This window comes from Faecalibacterium prausnitzii (assembly GCF_003287495.1).
Classification (GTDB): Bacteria; Bacillota; Clostridia; order Oscillospirales; family Ruminococcaceae; genus Faecalibacterium; species Faecalibacterium prausnitzii_I.
In genome coordinates this window covers 174,435-195,105 of the sequence record NZ_PRLE01000001.1, presented here as the reverse complement: position 1 = coordinate 195,105, position 20,671 = coordinate 174,435, and the positions used below count along the sequence as shown (strand labels likewise).

Annotated in this window: 14 protein-coding genes; all 14 read left to right on the top strand. The window is 60.3% G+C overall.

Features of this window, described 5'->3' with window-relative positions; translation table 11 throughout:
* Nucleotide 1: 1 nt before the first annotated feature.
* The 14 genes from C4N22_RS00935 (at nt 2) to C4N22_RS00870 (ending at nt 20,669) form a co-directional block, all read left to right on the top strand.
* Nucleotides 2–1,930 carry a hypothetical protein gene (locus tag C4N22_RS00935; RefSeq protein ID WP_112147643.1) on the top strand — a complete coding sequence of 643 codons (1,929 nt, stop codon included), beginning with the start codon at nt 2–4 and terminating at the stop codon, nt 1,928–1,930.
* Nucleotides 1,931–2,117: 187 nt separating this feature from the next.
* Nucleotides 2,118–2,318 carry a hypothetical protein gene (locus C4N22_RS00930; protein ID WP_112148002.1) on the top strand — a complete coding sequence of 67 codons (201 nt, stop codon included), beginning with the start codon at nt 2,118–2,120 and terminating at the stop codon, nt 2,316–2,318.
* Between the two features lies 1 nt (nt 2,319).
* A complete protein-coding gene (locus tag C4N22_RS00925; RefSeq protein ID WP_112147642.1) occupies nt 2,320–2,922 on the top strand; it encodes a hypothetical protein in 603 nt (200 codons plus the stop codon).
* A gap of 14 nt (nt 2,923–2,936) precedes the next feature.
* Entirely contained in the window at nt 2,937–4,319 is a 1,383-nt protein-coding gene (locus tag C4N22_RS00920; RefSeq protein ID WP_112147641.1) for a hypothetical protein, read from the top strand.
* Nucleotides 4,320–15,182: a hypothetical protein gene (locus C4N22_RS00915; protein WP_112147640.1), complete on the top strand. Its 10,863-nt coding sequence runs from the start codon at nt 4,320–4,322 to the stop codon at nt 15,180–15,182.
* A gap of 90 nt (nt 15,183–15,272) precedes the next feature.
* The gene (locus tag C4N22_RS00910; protein ID WP_112147639.1) at nt 15,273–15,536 is read left to right on the top strand and encodes an AbrB/MazE/SpoVT family DNA-binding domain-containing protein; all 264 of its coding nucleotides are present in this window, start codon (nt 15,273–15,275) and stop codon (nt 15,534–15,536) included.
* The gene (locus tag C4N22_RS00905) at nt 15,536–15,802 is read left to right on the top strand and encodes a type II toxin-antitoxin system RelE/ParE family toxin (protein WP_112147638.1); all 267 of its coding nucleotides are present in this window, start codon (nt 15,536–15,538) and stop codon (nt 15,800–15,802) included. Before C4N22_RS00910 ends, C4N22_RS00905 begins: the two co-directional genes overlap by 1 nt.
* Nucleotides 15,803–15,960: 158 nt before the next feature.
* The gene (locus C4N22_RS00900) at nt 15,961–17,307 is read left to right on the top strand and encodes a hypothetical protein (RefSeq protein ID WP_112147637.1); all 1,347 of its coding nucleotides are present in this window, start codon (nt 15,961–15,963) and stop codon (nt 17,305–17,307) included.
* Nucleotides 17,297–17,833: a hypothetical protein gene (locus tag C4N22_RS00895; RefSeq protein WP_112147636.1), complete on the top strand. Its 537-nt coding sequence runs from the start codon at nt 17,297–17,299 to the stop codon at nt 17,831–17,833. The genes C4N22_RS00900 and C4N22_RS00895 overlap by 11 nt, the downstream gene beginning before the upstream one ends.
* Nucleotides 17,834–17,851: 18 nt before the next feature.
* Nucleotides 17,852–18,292 carry a hypothetical protein gene (locus C4N22_RS00890; protein WP_112147635.1) on the top strand — a complete coding sequence of 147 codons (441 nt, stop codon included), beginning with the start codon at nt 17,852–17,854 and terminating at the stop codon, nt 18,290–18,292.
* A 24-nt stretch (nt 18,293–18,316) separates the two neighbouring features.
* The gene (locus C4N22_RS00885) at nt 18,317–18,676 is read left to right on the top strand and encodes a hypothetical protein (RefSeq protein ID WP_112147634.1); all 360 of its coding nucleotides are present in this window, start codon (nt 18,317–18,319) and stop codon (nt 18,674–18,676) included.
* 82 nt (nt 18,677–18,758) lie between these two features.
* Nucleotides 18,759–19,352: a hypothetical protein gene (locus C4N22_RS00880; protein ID WP_146746498.1), complete on the top strand. Its 594-nt coding sequence runs from the start codon at nt 18,759–18,761 to the stop codon at nt 19,350–19,352.
* Nucleotides 19,353–19,504: 152 nt separating this feature from the next.
* The gene (locus C4N22_RS00875) at nt 19,505–20,167 is read left to right on the top strand and encodes a hypothetical protein (protein WP_112147632.1); all 663 of its coding nucleotides are present in this window, start codon (nt 19,505–19,507) and stop codon (nt 20,165–20,167) included.
* Between the two features lie 82 nt (nt 20,168–20,249).
* A complete protein-coding gene (locus C4N22_RS00870) occupies nt 20,250–20,669 on the top strand; it encodes a putative ABC transporter permease (protein ID WP_112147631.1) in 420 nt (139 codons plus the stop codon).
* Nucleotides 20,670–20,671 lie beyond the last annotated feature (2 nt).

Here is a 20,671-nt window from a genome sequence, read left to right as displayed (position 1 = left end):
GATGAACCTGCCAAGCCTGTACAGCTTACAAAGCGGGCGGAGCATCCTGACGGCCTTTGGCGGGCTGAACGAGAGCTATGCCTGCGGGGAGGCGGAGTTTACCGAGGAGATGAATTTTTCCAGCCAGGGATACCCGGCGTTACAGACCCGGAACCCCCGGCGGAAGCTGGGAGCACTGGCCAACTGCAACGGAATGTATCACCTGAACGGGCGGCTGACCTGCACCGGGACCACCCTGACCTATGTGCAGGACGACGTGGACGGCAGCGCCGGGACCCCCTATTTTGAGCTGACCGATGCGGTGACAGACACGGCAAAGATCATGGTGGGGATGGGCACCCAAATCCTCATCTGGCCGGACGCCAAGAGCTTTGACACCAAGACCGGAAAACTGGAAGACCTGGGAGCCAGCTGGGCCCAGGGCGAGGGGACGGTGGAGGTGAGCCCCTGCGACGCAGGCGGCAAGACCTACGAGGTGGAAGAGTACGGGGCCAAGGAGCCGGAAGAACCAAAAGACGGGCTGCTGTTTTTGAAAGTGAACGATGAGGCCACCCCCTGGGCCTATGTGAGCGTGCTGGAACAGTACGACGCCAAGATGGAGAAGTGGGTGGAGATCAAGCTGGATCATGTACGGCTGACGATGCCGGGGCTGGCTGCCGCAGGGTTTAAGAAAGGCGACACCATGACCGTGAGCGGTATCCCGGACAAGGTGGAAACGTACCTGGCCGGGAATGTGAACGGCGAGATGAACATTGAGCAGCTGGACGGGGACAGTGTGGTGGTGACAGGTGTGCCCGCGCAGGAGAGCAAGGCCTACTTTGGGACGTTTGCCATCACGGCGGAGAGGACGAAGTGGACAAGCCTGGATGGCAGCGAGGCGAAGACCTTTGAGGGGGCTGCCGCAGCAGCGCAGCGGCGGGTGCCGGAACTGGAATATGTGACCGAGAATGCAAACCGGGTATGGGGCTGCAACTCCAAGGAGAACATCATTTACAGCTGCAAGCAGGGCGACCCGACCAACTGGTACTGCTACAACGGCATAGCCTCCGACAGCTACGCGGTGACGGTGGGCAGCGAGGGCGGCTTTACCGGGGCGGCCACCTGCATGGGATATGTGCTGTTTTTTAAAGAGAACACGATCCACAAAATCTATGGCAGCCGCCCGGCGGACTATCAGGTGGTGAGCACCCAGTGCCGGGGCGTGGCAAAGGGAGCAAGCCGGAGCCTGAGCGTGATCAACGAAACGCTGTACTACCTGAGCTGCGAGGGCGTGATGGCCTGGGACGGGAGCCTGCCGGTGAACGTTTCCACTATGCTGGACCGCACGAGCCTGATGAACGCACGGTATGCGGCAGGGGCAGCGCTGGACGCGCGGTACTACCTGTACACCCGGGTGCCGCAGGCCACCGGGACCCGGGCACGGCTGCTAGTGTACGACACGGAGCGGAAGCTGTGGCATGAAGAGGACACCGGCGACGGGCAGAAAACGGCCGGCTGGGAAATGTGCTCCACCCGGCAGCAGCTTTACCTGTGGGACGGGGAGGCGCTGTGGGCTGCGGAACCGGACCGGGAGAGCGACCGGGAGACCGACGAGGCCCAGGCAGCGGTGGAGAAAAAAGTGGACTTTACGGCCACGACAGGAGACATTGGGCTGACGGGCCCGGACGACAAGTATGTGAGCCGGGTGACGCTGCGGGTGGACGCGCTGGCCTACAGCGTAGTACGGGTACAGGCCAGCTATGACGGCGGGGCCTGGGAGACGCTGGGAGACGCGGCGGTGCTGAACCGCTGGGTGCGGGTGAATCTGCCCTTTGTGCCTGCCCGGCACGACACCCTGCGGCTGCGTATTTCCGGCACCGGGCAGATCGCGGTGCGGAGCATTGCATTTACTTTTGCGGCCAGCCGGGGCAACCGGGTGGCGGGAGCGTAACCTCTCAGTCTGCTGCGCAGACAGCTCCCCTAACAGGAAAGACTCCCTCCGGCCGGAGGGAGATGGCGCTGCAAGCGACAGAGGGAGGATGGCCCTTGGCAGATAGGGCCACGGAACCAGACCGCTTGGGTATAAGCGGCCGCAGGAGTGTGGGCCCTGCGGTGTGACGCCAGAAAGGATGATGGATATGGCGGATATTACAAGGCTGGGAGAGATCAGTCTCCCGAAGTTGAGCGAGAACATGGCACCGGAAGACCGGCGGGCCATCAACAACTACCTGATGCAGCTGCGGGATCAGACCATGTACATGCTGCGGAACCTGGACGAGAGTAATTTTTCGGATGCCATGCGGGACAAGCTGACGGCCATGGGGTTGAAAGGAGATTAAAATGGCGAATAGATACAGCAGCCGGGTGGAGCAGGCCCGGTACAACCTGGATCAGCTGGAGGCAAATAAGCCGGGGGACTATGAGAGCCAGTACAAAAACCAGATCGACGGGGTACAGAGCAAGCTGAATGATATGAACCAGAAAGGTTTCAGCTACGACTACACGAAAGATGCCGCCTACCAGCAGTACAAGAACCGCTACACCCGGGGCGCGGAGCTGGCCAGCGAGGACGCCACGGCCCAGGCAGCGGCCCGCAGCGGCGGCTACGGCAACAGCTGGGGCACCAGCAGCGGGCAGACCGCCTACCAGAACACCATGAACGGGCTGGCAAGCGTGGCGGACAGCCTATACAGCCAGGCCTACAACGAATACAACACCAAGAAGAGCGACCTGAGCAACCAGCTGGGAACGCTGCAGAAGCAGGACGAGCTGGCGCGGCAGGAATGGCAGACCAACGTGGACAAGTACTACAATGACCTGAGCTATGCGCAGAACGAATACAACAGCGCTGTGAATGCCTACCAGCAGGAGCGATCGAGCAAGCGGGGATTCTGGGGCAGCGTGCTGGCGGGTGCAGCCATGCTGCTGCCGTGGATACTGTAAGGAGGATGTAAAATATGGCGATTGGAAGCAGCAAACGGAGAATGAACGCGGCAGAGGACGCTGAGAGACAGTGGGCGGCCAACAGCCCGGCGGACTATGTGAACCAGAACAAAGAGGCAATGGATGCCGTGACCGGCCAGGTGGGCAGCGGCTTTGACTGGAACACCGCGGCGGACGCCTACCAGCAGTACCGCCAGTGGGCCACCCAGAGCGCCCAGGCGGCCGCAGACAATGCCAAGGCCAATGCGGTCAACCTGGCAGGCGGGTATGGCTCCAGCTACGCAGACAGTGTGGCCGCCCAGAATCAGCGGCAGGCACTGGCAGGCATTGACAACGCACTGCCAAGCCTGCGCAGCCAGGCGCTGGCCGAATACCAGGACAAGCAGAACAGCCTGCTGAATGCCCTGAGCGGGATGGCCACCACGGAGGGGCTGAACCGGGCAGCCTACGGGGCGAACCTGGCGAATTTCCAGAGCTGGCGGAATTACCTGGCCAACAAGAGCGAACAGGCCCGGAACGAATACGCCAGCGACAAGGAAAACCTGTGGGGCTGGGTAAAGAACATTGGCTCTGCGGCGCTGACGGCCTACGACGGGTACAAAGGGTATACGGCCCAACAGCAGCAGGCCCAGGCGCAGGCCATCAACTACGCGGTGAGCCTGAAACAGCAGGGCGCGGACGATGCAGCCAAGGCCGTGCTGGAAGCCTACAAAGTAGACCCGGCGATCCTGGACAGCTACACCGGACAGACGCCGATCACATGGAAAGATCAGCTCTCGGGACTGGCTGCGGCCTCCAGCCTGATGGGCAGCGGAGACCAGGCGGGCGCGTACAGCTACCTGGACATTCTGGGAATGCCGCAGGACAGCATCGACAGCTATGACACGGTTGCAAACCGGGCCTTTGAGGAGTACATGAACAAGCAGCTGCTGAGTAAATCCCTCTCGGCCAGTGGGAAGAGCAGTGGCTCTGGACGGAGTAGCGGCAGCTCCCGCAGTACGTCTGGCAGCAGCAAGAGCGGGAGTGGCTGGACCAACAGCCAGGTGCTGACAGCACTGGGCAAGTACCAGGCGCTGAGCGACGATGACCCCACTAAGGCCATCTATGCCGGCATCTTGGAAGAGGCCGGGATGCTGCCGCAGGGAACGGGAAGCAAGAGTGCCTATACCGCGCCAAGTGCCGGCGCTTTGACGAACCTGAACATGGGAAGCAAGTGGGGGCTGCCGAGTACGACGACCACCACCAAGAACAGCAACCGGGATAATCTGGCCACGATGCTGGCGAAAAATTACGCCAAAAAAGGATATAGCGCCTGGGCCATCATGAACAACATGCACCAGAATGGCTATTCGGATGCAGAGATCGCGCGGGCACTGGAGAATGCGGGGGTGAATTAAATGGCATGGACAGCAGAAAAGGTTAAGGCAATGCGGGAGAGCAACCCCGCAAAAGCAACGGAGAGTGACGGCTGGACGGCAGAGAAAGTGCGGGCCATGCGCACCAAGACACCGACGGCGACTACGCCGAAAGCGGGTGTTGCCACCGTTGAGACCACGCCGAAACAGGAGAAGACGCCTCTGTATGCCGATGCCCTGGACAGCTACCGGACAGGCGGGGCAATGGCCCGACAGAGCCCGGCGGCAAAGTGGGGAAAACCTCTCAGTCTCGCTGACGCTCGCCAGCTCCCCTATCAGGGGAGCCCTTGGCAGGCCGGACAACAGCACCAGACCGCGCAGGCTGTGGGGAACGCAGAAGAGCGGGCCCTGCTGCCTTTGGCAGAGGGTACAGGCAGCATCTATGGGAGCATGGTCCAGAAGCAGAAACAGTACAACGACCAGCACAGCCAGACGGATGAGTTTGATGCCATCAACCAGTGGCTGGACACGGGCGACAATAAGAACCTGGCCGATGCAGTGCGCCGTGTGGACAACACCCACGGGGTCTACACGGACAAAGACCTCATCACCAAGGGCGGCTGGACGCAGGAACAAATCGACACGGCCCGGCAGATGAATGCGGCGCTGGATGCCATTCCTGCCTGGAAGCGTGGCGTGCGGCGGACGGCCAACACCATTGGCGGTGTGGCAGATACGGTGGCAGCAGCGCCGTTCCTGGCCGGTGAATATGCGGTGCAGGCGGGCAAGAACCTTGCCCAGAGCGCGGCCAACCGGAAAGCACTGGAGGCGGAAGTAGCCAAGAGCCCCCGAGAGAAAAACCTGTATGAGCGGCTGATGGAAACCGACATGGAATACCAGCCGAAATACAGCACAGGTGACCTGTTGCAGCAGGGCTTCACGCGGGAAGAGATTGACAGCATGAAAGCCCGCATTGCCGGGACAGAAGCTCAGGACAGCGTGGACCCGGGAAAGAGTTTGGGCTACCAGCTTTATCACCGCGGCCAGCAGCTGAATGCAGCAGCACAGAGCGGCCTTTCTCCGGTGGGCCGGACAGCGTTGGGCGTGGCCACCAGCGCGGCAGAAAACCTGGCTGTGGCGGGCGTGAACCCGGCTGCGGTGCTGCCCGTGCTGAGTGCACAGGGTGCCGCAGAGGCCATGGGCCAGAGCGTGGAGAGCGGCCAGAGTGCGGGCAAGGCACTGGCCGGAGGCCTGGCTAAATTTGGAGCGGGCTGGGCCATCAACAGCGTGGGTGCGGCAGACCTAGCCCGGACCATGGGCTCAGACTATGCCAAGGATACGGTGGCTGGGCAGATCGCGGACTGGGTGCGCGGGCTTGCCGGGGACGGGGCCCTGGCCAAGAATTACCCGGCGGTGGCCAATGCTATTTCCGGCGGCATGGACAACGCTATGCAGGCCTTTGTGGAAACCTATGCAGACCAGGCTATTGATGCTGCACTGGGCGACGAGGAAGCCGCCAAGACGATGTTCAGCAAAGAGACGTTCCTGAACGCATTGGAGAGCGGCCTTTCCGGCGGTGCATCCGGTGCGCTGGGCGGTGCTGTGGGCACCGGGCTGGCCAAGTACAACAGCGGCGACTCCAGTTTGGTGGGGCAGGCGGAATACTATGCTGCTCAGGCAAATGCGGAACAGGCGGCCCGGCAGCAGCGCAAGGCGCTGGAGCGCACGATGGAGCCGGGGGAGGCTGCGGGATCCTCTGATAGAGCGCTGGCCCGGCAGAACCTCTCCGTCACCGATGGTGACACCTCCCCTGACAGGACAGACTCCCTCTGGCCGGAGGGAGATGTCGCGGAGCGACAGAGGGAGGACGCCCTTGGCATGTCGGACAACTCTGAGCAGACCGCTATGGGTGCAATGAATCGTGAAGTAGTGGGCCCTGCGGCAGAGGGCAGAGTGAGTGATAATCCGGCGGTGCGGCAGTTTGCCCAGATGGTGGCAAGCGACAGCCTGACGGGAAAGACCATCGGGCTGTTTACCCCGGAGGTGGGAAATGAAGCCAACCGGGCGGCTTTTGAAGCGGCCTATGGGGTGCAGCTGCCCGGAACGGCAGCAGCCACCCGGCGAATGCTGCGCAGCATTGCAGCACAGCAGCAGGCGGCACAGAACCAGGCTGTGGAGAACGCCGGGGAAAGTGTGGATAAAACTGCTTTGACGGACCAGCAGCGAGAGGAAAAGAACCTCTTTGGTGCTGACGAAAGTTCTACCCAGACGGCAGCGAGTGGGGAAGAACCTCTCAGTCAGCGCCTTGGCGCTGACAGCTCCCCTATTGAGGGGAGCCCTTGGCAGGACGGGCAACAGCACCAGACCGCCCAGGCTGCGGCAAGCGCAGAAGCGCGGGCCCTGCTGCCGACGGAAGAGAACACAGAGCTGCGGGAGACCATTGGGCTGCAGGAAGCGCCCACGGAAAACCAGAAGATGAACCGGGTGGAGCAGAAGCTGCGGAGCTGGCAGGTGAGCGAAAAGGCAGCAGAGAACCTGAGCAAGCAGATGCCCAGCGGGCTGAACGCGGACACCTATGCAGCGGCAGCCTCCAGCATGTACCGTTTGGGCCAGATGGAGGACGTGGACACCTTTGACAAGGCGCTGCGGCTGGCGGGCAGTGAGAATGCCCTGGGCCTGAATGTGAACATGGTGCTGGAAAAGAGCACCGGGCGGAACGTGCTGGAGCAGGCCTACCTTTACGGCAAAGGCGAGCAGGAAGCCCGGGCCCAGCAGATGAAGAAGCTGGGCGGTGCCCTGGGAGCCCAGAGCACCAGCGGCGAGGGTGTGACCTACTACCGCGGCACCCTGCGCCCGGAAGATGCTGTGGCCAGCCAGATCATCCGCCTGAACGCCCAGGGTACGGGCACTGATGCGGTGCTGAAAAGCGTACTGAATGGGCCGGACGGGGCACCGAATGCGAATGTCCGGGCCTATGTGGACACGGAGACGGCCCGCATTTTCTTTGGCGACAGTGCGCAGGATGTTTTTTCTACCGTGCTGCACGAGGACTACCACTGGTATAACGCACTGGACGCTGAGGGTGCCAAGACCTTGCAGGACCATGCGCTGCTGTACCTGGCCCAGAAGAATGGCTATGAAACCATAGACGAGATGATCCGGGCCAAGATGGGCGATTATGCCGCCCAGAGCCTGACCTATGAGCAGGCAGCGGAAGAGCTGGTGGCGGATGCCTGGGGCGGCATCTTTGACAGCGAGGAGAGTGTGCGGCGGTGGGCTCAGTTCCAGCGGGAGCAGGCGGACAAGAACGCAGGCCGTGCCGGAAGTATCCACAAGGTGATGCAGCAGGTGAAGACCATGCTGGAAAACATCATCTCCAAAGCCAAGGAAGTGCTGCGCATTGACCCGGAGAATACCGCAGCACGAAAGGCCCGGCGCCTGGCAGAAGCCGAGAAGCGGGCATTGCAGGAAGAATACTTTGCCCATGCCGAAAAGGCCATGGACAACCTGCGTGCTGCAAAAGCTGCCGAAAATAAAAACGCCGCAGCCCTCAAGACCGAGGACGCGGCGGAAAAACTGGGGACGCGGTTTGAAATTGACAAGGGATTTGAAAAAGCCATTGATGAACTGGATGTAAATGCAAAAGTATGGTCAAAGCAAATCCTTGTGGGCTCGACATCAAAAGTGTTACAAAGCATTGGCGTAAAGGACCAGAATATTTACTGGGACAGCGGCAAGATCCGGAAAATTTTGCAGAAACACAGTGCAGAAAACTTCCGGGCCGGAATTGATGACTCTATTATGACAAGAGAAATCATCAAACAGGTGCCGCAGGTTCTGGAAAGCCCTATTGTTGTGCTCCATTCTGACACAAGCCGAAATGCGGACTATGCCAGCCGTATCTATATGTTTGGCGAAGTCTATGACCAGACCGGGAAGCCTGTGGATGTTTCGCTGGAGCTGCTGCCGACAAGCCGGGGCGGGCTGGAAATGGATAACATTGTGGTGACGAGCGCCTATGGAAAGAAAAATGTGCAGGGCCTTTTGAACCGTGATGAAATCCTTTACATCGACCCCAATAAAAATAGAACCAATACTTGGTTAGCTGTCAATGGGCTCCAATTGCCGTTACGCATAACCAAGTATGGTTCCATTGCTAGTTTACGCTATTCCGATGGAAATGTCAAGAGCGTAAGCGTGGAAAACGCCCGGACAGATGAACCTGTGAAGAAAACTACCCGGTTCCAGCTGGCCAGCCCGGTGGAAGTAAATGAGACCAAAGAGCTGGTTGCCGTGCACAACCTGACCGAGGAAAACCTGCGGGAAGCGCTGGATCTGGGTGGGATGCCCTCGCCCTCCATTGCGGTGGTGAAAGCCCAGGAGGGACACAGCCAGTATGGCCCCATCTCGCTGGTGTTTGGCCCGGACAGTATTGACCCTATGGCCAACCGTGCAAACCGGGTGTATGGCTCAGATGCCTGGACGCCGACAAGACCGAGTGTGGAGTATAAGGTGAATGCGGACCAGGCCATGAAGCTGAACACGGAGCTTGCACAGTTGAGCCGCCAGACCGCCAAGGGGGCCTTTGCCCGGGGCAGTGTGCTGACCGGCACGCTGAACATGGAGGCCTCCAGCCAGAGCCCGAAGCAGCTGGCGGGGAGCCTAGCCCAGAACGATGCCGTTAAGGCAGCGTATCTGGCTGACAAGGGTGAGGACATCCAGGTGGTGACAAAGCCGGAGGTGCGGTTTACCGAGAGCCAGAAGAAGCGGTATGAGAAGATCATGGAGGCTATTGGCGGGGAGAGCGTGCTGCGGGACATCGTGGAGACGGACGTGGTGAGCGGGAACCATGACCGGGCCAACGCGGTGCTGGACGAGGTGCGGCAGGCAGAAACGGCCTGGGCTATGGAAGAGCTGGGATGGAGCGAGGAAAAGGCACAGGCCAAAGCGGCCCGGCTGATCGCGCCCATGCTGCGGTCCCGGCTGGAAAACGCATACGAGTATGTAACGACCAAAGAAATTGCGGGCAAGCTGGTGCAGGATACTGACGCCATGCAGCAGGAGCTGCGGGAAAAGGCACCGGACGCCGATGTGGCCTCCTGGCTGCTGCCCAAAATGGAGAAGATTCTGGGAGAAAAGGGTATCTACAACGGAAAGGACCCCTACACCAAGCAGGGCAGCCGCCGCAGTTTTGCCCAGCTGCACAACCCCTACACCCTGGAAAACCTTGTGGCAGCCATGAACCAGGAGGAAGCCCGGGGAAAAGGCGCGTGGGGACTCTCGGCCAATACCCTGATGAGCACGGCCACGGCGGAGTATAAGAACCTGGACGAAGTGCGGGCAGACAAAGGACGCTTGCAGCAGATGCCGGAGGAGGAGTATAAAGCCCTGCTGGAAAAGGCAGACGGCCAAATCGAGACCATCCTCAGCAAGCTGCGCAGCGAGACGGAGTCCCACACGAGCAACAGCTTTGAAGAACGGGAAATCCTGGGCGACATCCTGCTGCGGGCAGCGCAGGGCAGCCAGACTACCACAGCCATTGGCAAGGCGTTTGCCAAGGAGGGCTACAGCATCAGCAAGGATACGGCGGCGCTGATCCGGCAGCTGTACAAGGACGTGGCTGCCATCCCCACCGGATACTTTGAGGCAAAGCCCCAGCGGGCTGTGGGCTTTGAAGAAGTGAAAGCCGCGATCCTGCCGGACAATGCCAGCGCGGCGCTGGTGGACAGCCTGAAAGGGCACGGCATTGCCGTGGAGCAGTACAAGGCCGGAGACGAGGCCCAGCGGGCAGAGCTGCTGAACAAGGTGCCAAACGTCCGGTTCCAGATGGCAGAGAGCGCCGACAAGGACGCCCGGAAGAACACCCAGCGGCAGGCCAGCCGGGCTATTGCAGAGCGGGACGCCTCCCTCAAGACCCTGATGGACTTCTTTGGAATCACCCGGGGCGTGCGGATCTCGGACGACAGCCTGGAGGGGATGGCGCTGCGGATCATCAATGGAAGCGGGGCCAAAGGCAAATTGCATTCCAGCGAGTTTGCCAAGGAGCTGCGGCCTTTGGTGGAGTACCTGAAAGCCGACGGGGCCGACATGCAAAAGGCCCAGAGCATGGCCGAAGTGCTGGCAGGAGAGGTGCTGGACCATGCGACCTACCGCAACACAGAGCTGTGGGACCAGTACCCGGAACTGCATGACCTGAGCTATACCGTGGCCAAGGGCGGACAGGCGGAGGCAGAGCTTGCCCGGCGGTACGGCACCTGGGGCGCGGCGGTGAAAGACGCCAGGAGCCACGGGGTGCAGCTGCGGCGAGAGGCCGGATACCGGGATGGCAACCCGGTGGAACAGTATGAGAGCATCGTGAACGACACCCGGAGCGTGGGCGGCATGAAAGACGGTGCAGCGGCACTGTTCCGCACGGCGGCCAAGAATGCAGGCGTGGCGAATGCAGCCAGCATGGAAAGCACCGAGTGGCTGGAAGTGCTGATGAACGTGCATGATGCCATCAAGCCCAAGATGATGAGCCGCTTTGCCGACGTGGCCGAGTATGAGGACGCCAAGGTGGAGCTGGCGGGCCGGATGCTGGGCGAGGTGATGAACCTGAATGAGATGACCGACGTGCAGACCATCTTCAATGGCATCCAGAAACACAACCGGGAAGTGGCTGCCGCGGCCGCAGGCAGTGAGGAGCGAGCAGCCGAAGTGCTCAAGAGCCTGAAAGGGGTCCAGAGAGAGCAGACCCGGGAGTTTAACCGGAGGCTGTACGAGAACAGCAAGGCTGCTGCCCAGAGCGACGAGGCAAAGGCCTTTGCCCGGCAGGAACAGAAGAACCGGGCAGCCGAGAGGCTGCTGGACCAGAACCTGGACATGCTGGGTGTGGACATCTCGAACATCGGGGACCTGAACGAGAAGCTGGAAGTGCTGCGGGAGACCTACGACCGGGAATGGAAAGCCGAAAAGCAGCGGATGCGGGAGGAACGGCGGCAGATGCTGGACGACATTGCCCTGGAGCGCCGACAGCTGAAAGCGGAGAATGCGGAGCTGGCCCGGCAGGTGGCAGGGGAACAGCGCCGGGCAGACCGGGCCGAGCGGCAGCTCATTTTCCAGGAAAACGACATCCTGGAATGGGAGCAGGAGAACCAGCGCAAGGCAGAAGCCTGGCAGCAGCAACAGGCCCAGCAGAATGCAATTGCTATTGAGGTGGCACGGCAGCAGCGGGATGAGGACATTGCCGTGGCCAAGGCACTGGCGGAAAAGCGGGTGCAGAAAGCCCGGGAGGGACGCCAGAAAGACGAGCTCCGGCGGAGCATCCAGCGGAACGCGGCCCAGCTGAACCAGATGGTGCTGCGGCCTGCACCGGGCAAGTATGTGCAGAAGAGTCTCATCGTGCAGGCGGCAGAGGTGGCAAAGCTGGCCGACCTGACTGTGATGAACTTTAAGGCCGTGCAGAGTCTGGAAGCCCTGCGCACCAGCATCAAGATGGCGCAGGGCACCGAGGGCAGCGCCAGTGGTGTGAGCGTGGACTGGGAGCAGAGCGGTGTGATGAAGCTGATCGACACACTGGAAATGGACCTGACGGCGACCAAGCAGGCACAGCTGGACCGTCTGAACAAACAGATGGCCGAGGCCAGGGCCCTGCCAGACAGCGAAAAGGCCCGGGCCTTGCAGGACCGTTTGCAGCAGCGGATCAACGAGACGGAAAACCGGGTATACCTGCCCATGACCGTGGACCAGATGCGGATGCTGAAAGCCATCACGGCCAGCACGCTGCATGTGATCCGGACGGCCAACAAGACCCTGAGCCTGGAAAAGGCCAAGGAAGTGGACGCTTTTGCCCAGAGAACGGCCCACGAGGTGCTGGCAGCCAAGGGCAACGAGCCGGGAAGCCCCCGCCTGCAGAAAGCGCTGACGCTGTACAACCTGGACATGCTGGGAGCCAAGCGGGTGTTCCGGATGCTGGGCGGCTATACCAAGGACGGCCAGATGGAGCAGCTGGCGGACATCCTGAACGAGGGCCAGCGGAAGCAGACCCAGATCACGGTGGAGGGAACGGCCCTGTTTGACAACGTGACGGGCAAAGCCAACGTGAAGAACATGGAGCAGTTTGCGGGCCCAGGCGCGGAGCTGGTAGACGTGGGACTGAAAGACACCAAGGGCACCGCGGTGCCCCTGACCCACGCCCAGCTGTGCAGCCTGCACATGCACCTGAAAAATGCGGACAGCCGGAACCACCTGCTGGCAGGCGGCCTGACCCTGCCGGACGCAAAAGCCTACCACAAGGGAGACATTGAGGCAGCCTACCAGAAAGGTCAGACTGTGCAGCTGGGCAGCCTGCTGAACGCCGACGGAACCCCGATGGCGGACACCATTGTGCAGACCGTCGAAAAGGCTATGACCGATTACGACCGGGCATGGTGCAAGGACATGGAAGACTTCTTTGGGCGGTACACCACCAATCTCATCAACGAGACCAGCATGAAGCTGCTGGGCTACCAGCGGGCCACCGTAAAGAACTATTACCCCATTGCGGTGGACAAGACCCAGCTGGCAACCCAGATCGAGGGCTTGAAGCTGGATGCCACCATCGAGGGGCGCGGCTTCTTGAAAAACCGTGTGAAGAGCAGCCAGCCCATCCTGTTGGAAGAGTGCAACAATGTGGTGCAGCGCTCCCTGCGGGATACGGCGGCCTACGCGGGTCTGGCAGCGCCGATCCGGGACGTGCAGAAAATCTTGAACAGCGAGGTGGAGACGGCCCAGGGCGTTGGCATCCTGAAAAACAAGATCATCAAAGAGCACTGGGGCCGGGAGGCCGTGGATTACATCGACTATCTGCTCACCGACCTGCAATCGACCCAGCGGAAGCGGATGGACGGCGTTGGCCGGGGGCTGGGCAAGCTGCGGGGCAACTATGCCGGAGCCATCCTGACGCTGAACCCGGGCGTGGCCATTGCACAGGCAGCCTCTCTGCCCACGGCAGGCGCAGTGCTGGGGGCAGATACCATGGCAACGGTGGTGCCATTCTTCAAAAATATTGACCCAATGAACAAGCTGATGAGCAAAGCAGGCTGGACCGATAATCGTTTGAAGATGGTGGAAGCAGAAATCAGCCAGCACGGGGATGCGCTGCTGCGCTACCGGATGCGGGGCTCCCAGGTGGGAGAACTGGCCTCCATTGGTGTGGACAAGGGCCTGGCCCAGAATGCCATGGACAAGCTGCCCAAGATCCTGACGGGCTGGATCAACGGCATGGACGAGATCACGGTGGCGGCTCTGTGGGAGGGCGCAAAGCGATATGTGGAGCACCATGCAGAGGAGTTTAACCTCTCAGTCGCCTACGGCGACAGCTCCCCTGACAGGGGAGCCCTTGGCAGGACGGGAAACTCTGAGCAGGACGCAAAGGATTTTGTGGGCCGTGAAAGCGCGGGCCCTGCGGCCAAGGTCAACCGCAATGATGCCTATTGGGATGCGGTCAATAAGATGTACCAGAGAGTCATTGAGGAGACACAGCCTAACTACACCACCATGCAGCGGGCAGGCATCCAGCGCAGTGACAACGAGATCACAAAGACGCTGACCATGTTTACGACCCAGCGGTTCCAGAACTACGGCATCCTGGCCGATGCGGTGGGCGACTACAACGCCCAGCGGGCCCGGTATAAGGCAGAAGCCAGCGCAGCGAATAAGGCTGAACTGGACCGGGCGGGCAAGCAGCTGAACCGGGCCGTGGCCAGCCAGCTGACCCAGACGGCTGTGTTTGCCCTGATGAAAATTGGCGCGGACTTCCTGCTCCACCGTTGGGACCGGGAGCGGGACGAAAACGGCGACGTGACGGCAGCCAGTATGGGCAAGCGCTTTTTGGACCTCTACACGGAGAGTTTTGCGGGCAACTTCCTGTTTGGTTCTGAGCTGTACACGCTGGTGGGCAATGCTTTGAACGGCACCGATTACGATGTGGTGAGCGCCACCAACATCAGTGCCGTGAATGATACCTTTGCGGCAGTCTCGAAGTTTATCACCCTGGTGAAACGGGACACCAGCGAGATGGATGAGGTGGAGCTGGAAAAGTACCACCAGAAACTGATGAAAGCCGGCATGGACGTACTCGAGTACGGCTTTGAGCTGCTGGGTGTGCCGCTGGGAAATGCCGAGAAAATGCGGCAGGCCATCATGGGGTATTGGGAGGATGCCAAGAGGCTGAAAGCAGGGGAAAAGCTCAGCCTGAACGGGCTGCCTGCCAGTGCCACCGGCCAGTATGACCGCCTCTATAACGCCATCCGGAATGGCGACACAGAGGAAGCGGCAGCTGCCCGGGCCAAGTTGGAAGCCATGGGCAAGGACGACAAAACCATTTACAGCCAGCTCAAGACCCGGATGAAAAAGTACGACGGCACCATCCAGAGAGCGGCCAAGGCGCAGGTGGCCGGAGACGATGCCACCCGGCAGCAGCTGACCCGGGACATGGTGTTGGGACTGTACGAGACGCTGGGCATTGACCGGACAGATAAGGCCGATGCAGCCAAGCGGGAGCAGGTGATCGACCTGGTGACCGGAGCCATCACCGACGTAGCCAACGCCCAACTGAAAGGCGGCCGGGCCGGGCTGTACGATGACCTTTCCGACGCACTGGACTCTGGCCGGGTGAAAGACGTACAGGACGAACTCAACCGCCTGATGACTGCGGGCAAGGAAGCCGACAGCTTAAAGAGCAAGGTGACAGAGCTGGTGAAACCGGTGTACCTGGCAGGCAATGACCACGACAGGGCACAGATGGAGGCCATGCTGCTGAAACTGGAAGACGACAGCGGCGGCAAGCTGTACGAGAGAAAGACCTTTGAGCAGTGGGTGAAGCAGGCCAAGAAAAAGGAGGAACAGGCCAAAAAGACCACAGACGAGTGGGCAGGGCTGCGGTGAACAGTTGCATTTTGAACGGGAAGCGTGTATAATGAAAGTACGAAAGTGAGAAAATCCAACTTTCAAAAACGCGCAAAGGAGTGGATGAGAATGCTGACCGAACTGAGGACCAAATCACAGATCACGATTCCGAAAGACATCGTGAAGCACCTGGGCCTTGCCGAGGGTGACAAACTGGATGTGGTGGAAAAGGACGGCGTGATCCAGATCATCCCGGTGGCAGTGTACCCGAAGAAATATCTGGAGGAGCTGCGGGGAGAAATCGACGAGGCAAAGGCCCGGGTGGCAGCAGGGAAGCAGCCCACATTTGACTCTGTGGATGCGCTGTTTGACATGCTGGATGGTGTGAGTTGATGGCATACAGGATCACATATACCAAACGGTTTTTGAAAAACGTGAAGAAGCTGAACGCGGCGGAGCAGGCACAGCTCAAGAAAAAGCTGGAGCTGCTGATGCAGGACCCGCTTTACCCCTCACTGCGGACAAAGCGCATTCAGGGCACGAGTGACCTGTTTGAGTTCAGCGTGAACATGGATGTGCGGGTGATTTGGTCTTACGATGGTGAGACGCTGATCCTGCTGCTGGACATTGGACACCACGACATTCTGAACCAGTTCTAAAATGCACAAGGAAAAGGGAGGCACCCGGCGGGGGTGCCTCCCTTTTGTGCTGCCAGAGGGGATTTTGCAAATGTCCGCAGTATTTTTGTGGGGAGAAGTGTGATAGGCTGGGGGAAAGAAGAAATTTGTGGGAGCGCCAGGAATTAAGGAAGAGAAATATGAGCGAAGTGGTAATCAAAATCCGAAAATTGCAGGACAACGGCTCGACGTTCCGGGCGAACCCGGAGACGCTGTACCTGGGCGGCATTGGCTCGGCGCAGGTGGACCGGCTGCGGTTTGAGCTGCCGAAAGAGTGGGAAGACTGCGCTGTGACGCTGCATGTGCAGCGGATGAGCGGGGCCCTGCCCACACCGCAGGTACTGGACTATGAGAACAGCGCCCCGGTGACCAAGAACTGGACGGCGGAAAAGAGGGGCCTGTGGATGCTCTCGGCCATTGGCGGGGACGGATACCGGGCTATGACGAAACCGGCCAGATACGAGTGCTACGAGACACTGGAGACCACGGGCGAGGAAGACATCCCGCAATCCATGTACGAGAAGTTTGTGGAGACCATCCGGGGAGATGCCAAGAACGCCCGGAAGAGCGCTGCTGAGGCCAAGGCCAGCGAAGAAACAGCCGCGGCCAGTGCCGGCGCTGCGGCAGACAGCGCGGCGGAGAGCAAGGACGCGGCACAGCGGGCCAAAGCCAGTGCGGAAGAGAGCGCAGTCAGTGCTGAGAAAAGTGCGGCCAGCGAGAATGCCGCCAAAAAGTACAGCGAGAGCGCCAAGGATGCCATTGCGAACGCCAAGAAAGACTACAGCGGCGGATACCTGAAAACCTACGACCTGACGGCGGTGCAGGCAGACTGGAAGCCGCTGGACCCAGCCCGGGGGCCTTATCACTACTCCTGCGACATCCCGGTGGAAGAACTGACAGACCAGTTTTCGCCCTTTGCAGCCACGGGGCTGGAAAGCTATGCGGCGGCGGTGGCAGCGGGTGTGGCCAACGCTGTGGAGACACGGAACGGAGCGCTGCGGCTGTTTGCCATGCGGGTGCCCACAGCAGATATTGACCTGGTGCTGACGCTGTTTGGCGTGGGCACCCTGAGCTATGAGCTGACCCTGCCGGTGACGGATTGGAAGCAGATGGAGGCCCCGGTGGGGCCGAACCGCTACTGCTGCGACGTACCGGTGGCAGGGTGTCTGGCCACGCTGACCCCACTGGCGACGACGGGGCTGGAAAACTTTGAAGCGGCCACCCCGGCGGGGCTGGCCAGCGTGGTGGAGACCTACGACGGGTTTGTGCGGTTCTACGCGGTGCGGCAGCCGGAGGCGAACATTGACGTGATCCTGATGCTGCTGCGGAAAGAAGAGCCGGTGAACCGCCCGGCGACACGGACAGAGCTGGGCCTTGTGAAAATCGGCGATGGCATGGACGTGGACAGCGGCGGCGGCATCTCGACGCGGGCAGCGACGGACGAAGAGTTTGAGGATATGATGGAGGCGCTGTTCCATGGCAGATGAAGTGATTTTAGCAAAACTGAGCCAGCTGCGGGCGCTGGGGGAGAAATTTAATCAGGTGACTGGGGAACTGACACAGCAGATCGGGGCGCTGGAAGAGGCCGGAGGGCAGGCCAATGTGCTGGAACGGCTGAAAGTGAACGGTCAGCTCCTGACGCCGGATGAGAACAAGACGGTGGACATCCCTGTGCCCACTCGGGTGGGGCAGCTGGAAAACGACGCGGGATACCAGGAGAACGTACTGGAAAAAATCTGTGTGAACGGCGCGGAGCAGAACATCCAGGACGGAAAGGGCGTAGACCTGTTTGTGCCCACCAAGGTCAGCGACCTTGTGAACGACGACCAGTACTACACCGAGGACGAGATGAACGCAAAGCTGCGGGAGAAAGTGGGCGTTTCCTTTGACGGCAGCGAACCGCCCAGAAACACGCGGCTCTGGGTGGCAGTAGACCCGGCAGCGGATACCGAACCGGAAGAAGAGCTCAGCACCCAGAGCAGCCAGGACCGATACGATTTTACGATCCTATAACAGAAAAGGGGTAGAGATATGGCAACAAGTGTAAAAAATGCAATTGCGCGGGCACTGGTGGAGGGCGTGATCACAGACCTGATGCTCAAGACCAACACCGACAATGTGGTGCTGGACGATAACGGCACCGAGGTGACGCTCTCGGCTAAGCTGGCGGAATACATTGCGGCCCTGAACGGCAAGGCGACCCCGGAGGACATCACGAATGCCCTGAACAGCTACGTGAAGAAAGACGGCAGCAAGGTGCTCTCCACTAACGACTTTACCACGGACCTGCTGAACAAGCTGAACGGCATTGCGGCAGGGGCCCAGGTGAACAAGATCGAGACCATCAAGGTGAACGGCACGGCCCAGACCGTTACCAGCAAGGGGGTAAATATTGCCATGCCGGTGATCTACGCCCAGGCCAGTGAACCGACGGGCCTGAAAGCGGGCGACCTGTGGTTCCAGATCCTTTAAGAGGCCGGAAAGGAGGAGAGCTCTTTGGCGACGACAGAAGCAAAGGTCCTGATGACCTGTAAGGACGCAAGCGGCAACAAGATGCTGCTTTACCCGGCCACCAAAGCGGAGCAGGTAGACGGGCTGGGGACGGCCGCCGTGAAAAACACCGGAGATTTTGCAGCAGCCAGCCACAACCACGATAGCCGCTACTACACCGAGAGCGAGATTGACACGAAGCTCAACGGAAAGGCCAACAGCAGCCACACCCACAACTACGCAGGATCTGGAAGTGCTGGTGGCACGGCGGCCAGCGTGAACGGCTTTACCTTTGGGGTGCAGACCAGCGACCCGGGGGCGGGAAGCAGCCTGACGACGAACAAATTTTTGTTTGTGTATGAGTAAGAGCGCTATTTCGTTAAGACCTCTCAGGCGCTTTGCGCCAGCTCCCCTTGAAAGGGGAGTTTAAGAGGAAAGGAGATTAAAAATGGCATTTGGGCCAATGAGCGTGGGCAGTGAGGGAGCGTTCAGCCTGATCACGGACCAGACGCTGACAAAAGAAAATGTGGCAGCGGACGCCAAAGCGGCGGGGGACGCGCTGGCAAAGAAGTTTGACAAGACAGGGGGCACCCTGAGCGGGCCGCTGAAATTCCCGTCCATTGGAAAAAGTGCGACGTCCAGAAAAATCGGGTGGAGCGGGGAAGAAGACGGTGCGGAAGTGTATTTGCAGACCGATGCAGCTGGGCGGGGGACTCTGATCTGGAACCTGCTGGGGGCGGCAAGCGGATTTTCTCTTGCACTGAACGGTGCGGTGAAGAGCTGGTTTGGGAGAGATGGAAGTTTCCACGGAAGTGTGGTGGGCAAAGCGGAGGCAGCGGGAACGGCGGACAGCGCCACACGTGCAGCCAGCGCGGCGTCGGCAGACACGGCGGCCAACGCGACCAATGCCAAGAGCGCAGATCTTGCCAAGAACGCCACCACGGCAGCGAATGTGGGCGGGTACAGCATCCAGAGCCGGACCAGTGACCCCGGGGCAGGGAGTGCCCTGACCAGCGGCGTGGTGCTGCTGGTGTATGAGTAAGAGCGCTGTTCCGGTAGGACCTCTCAGTCGCCTACGGCGACAGCTCTCCTGACAGGAGAGCCCTTGGCATGTCCGTTAACGGCACCAGACCGCTTGGGTTTCTATGAATTTCAAAATGGAGGGCCCTGTCGCCCTCGTCAGGAGGATAGAATATGGAGATCATTCAACCCGGTTATACTGCCCCGGTGGAAGAGGGGGAGAACTTTGCCACCTACGACGCCATCAGCAAGACGGTGGAGGAGCACAACCAGAATGCGGCCCCAGGTGAGAAATACTGGGGCATCAGCATCGAAAACAGCACCTACACGGTGTACGACTACGGTGAAGTGCCCATGCCGCCCAGTGAGGCCGAACAGATGGAGACCATGCGCACCGAGAAGCTAAAAGCGGCTTCCGACGCCTGCGAAGCAGCCATTACGAGCGGCATCGACGTGCTGTTTGGCGACGGCAGGCAGGAGCATTTCTCACTGGAGGTGCCCGACCAATCCAACATCGACGGCGTGTTCAACGCAGTGATGCTGGGGGCCACGGCCTACCCCTACCACGCAGACGGAAAGCAGTGCAAGCTGTACTCTGCCGCCGACATCGTGACGCTGTACACGGCAAAGCAGAGCGCCATCACCCAGCAGACCACCTACAACAACGCTTTGCGGCAGTGGATCAGGCGGGAAAACAGCCTGGAGGTGCTGAAAGGCATCTCCTATGGCGTGGAGCTGCCGGAGGACCTGAAAGCCGAGGTGGCGGATATCCTGCAGAAGGCAAAAGAGCAGGTGGAGGCCATTGCGAAGAAGCTGGAGACCTCTCAGTCTCGCTGACGCTCGCCAGCTCACCCAAAGGGCGAGCCCTTAGCAAAGAGGGAGGGCTTGCGCGAAAAATTTAAAATGGAGCAATGGATCGATGAAACGGGAATTTGTGAAACTATCCATCTTAGCGGCGCTGGGCGGGATGCTCTATATGGGTGTGGAGCTGCTCTGGCGGGGCCGCACCCACTGGACCATGGGCATTGTGGGCGGGGTGTGTTTTGTGCTCATCGGGGGCTTAAACAACTACCTGCCCTGGGAAATGCCCATCTGGAAGCAGGCGCTCTGCGGCAGCGCCCTGGTGACAGCCGTGGAGCTGGTGGCGGGGATCATCCTGAATTTATATCTGAACCTCGGCATCTGGGACTACTCGGGCCTGCCCTGCAACCTGCTGGGACAAATCTGCCTGCCGTTCAGCCTACTGTGGGCGGCGCTGAGCGTTCTCTGCATCTTTGTGGATGACGCACTGCGGTGGAGGCTGTTCCACGAGGAGAAGCCGAGGTACAAGTGGGTTTGATG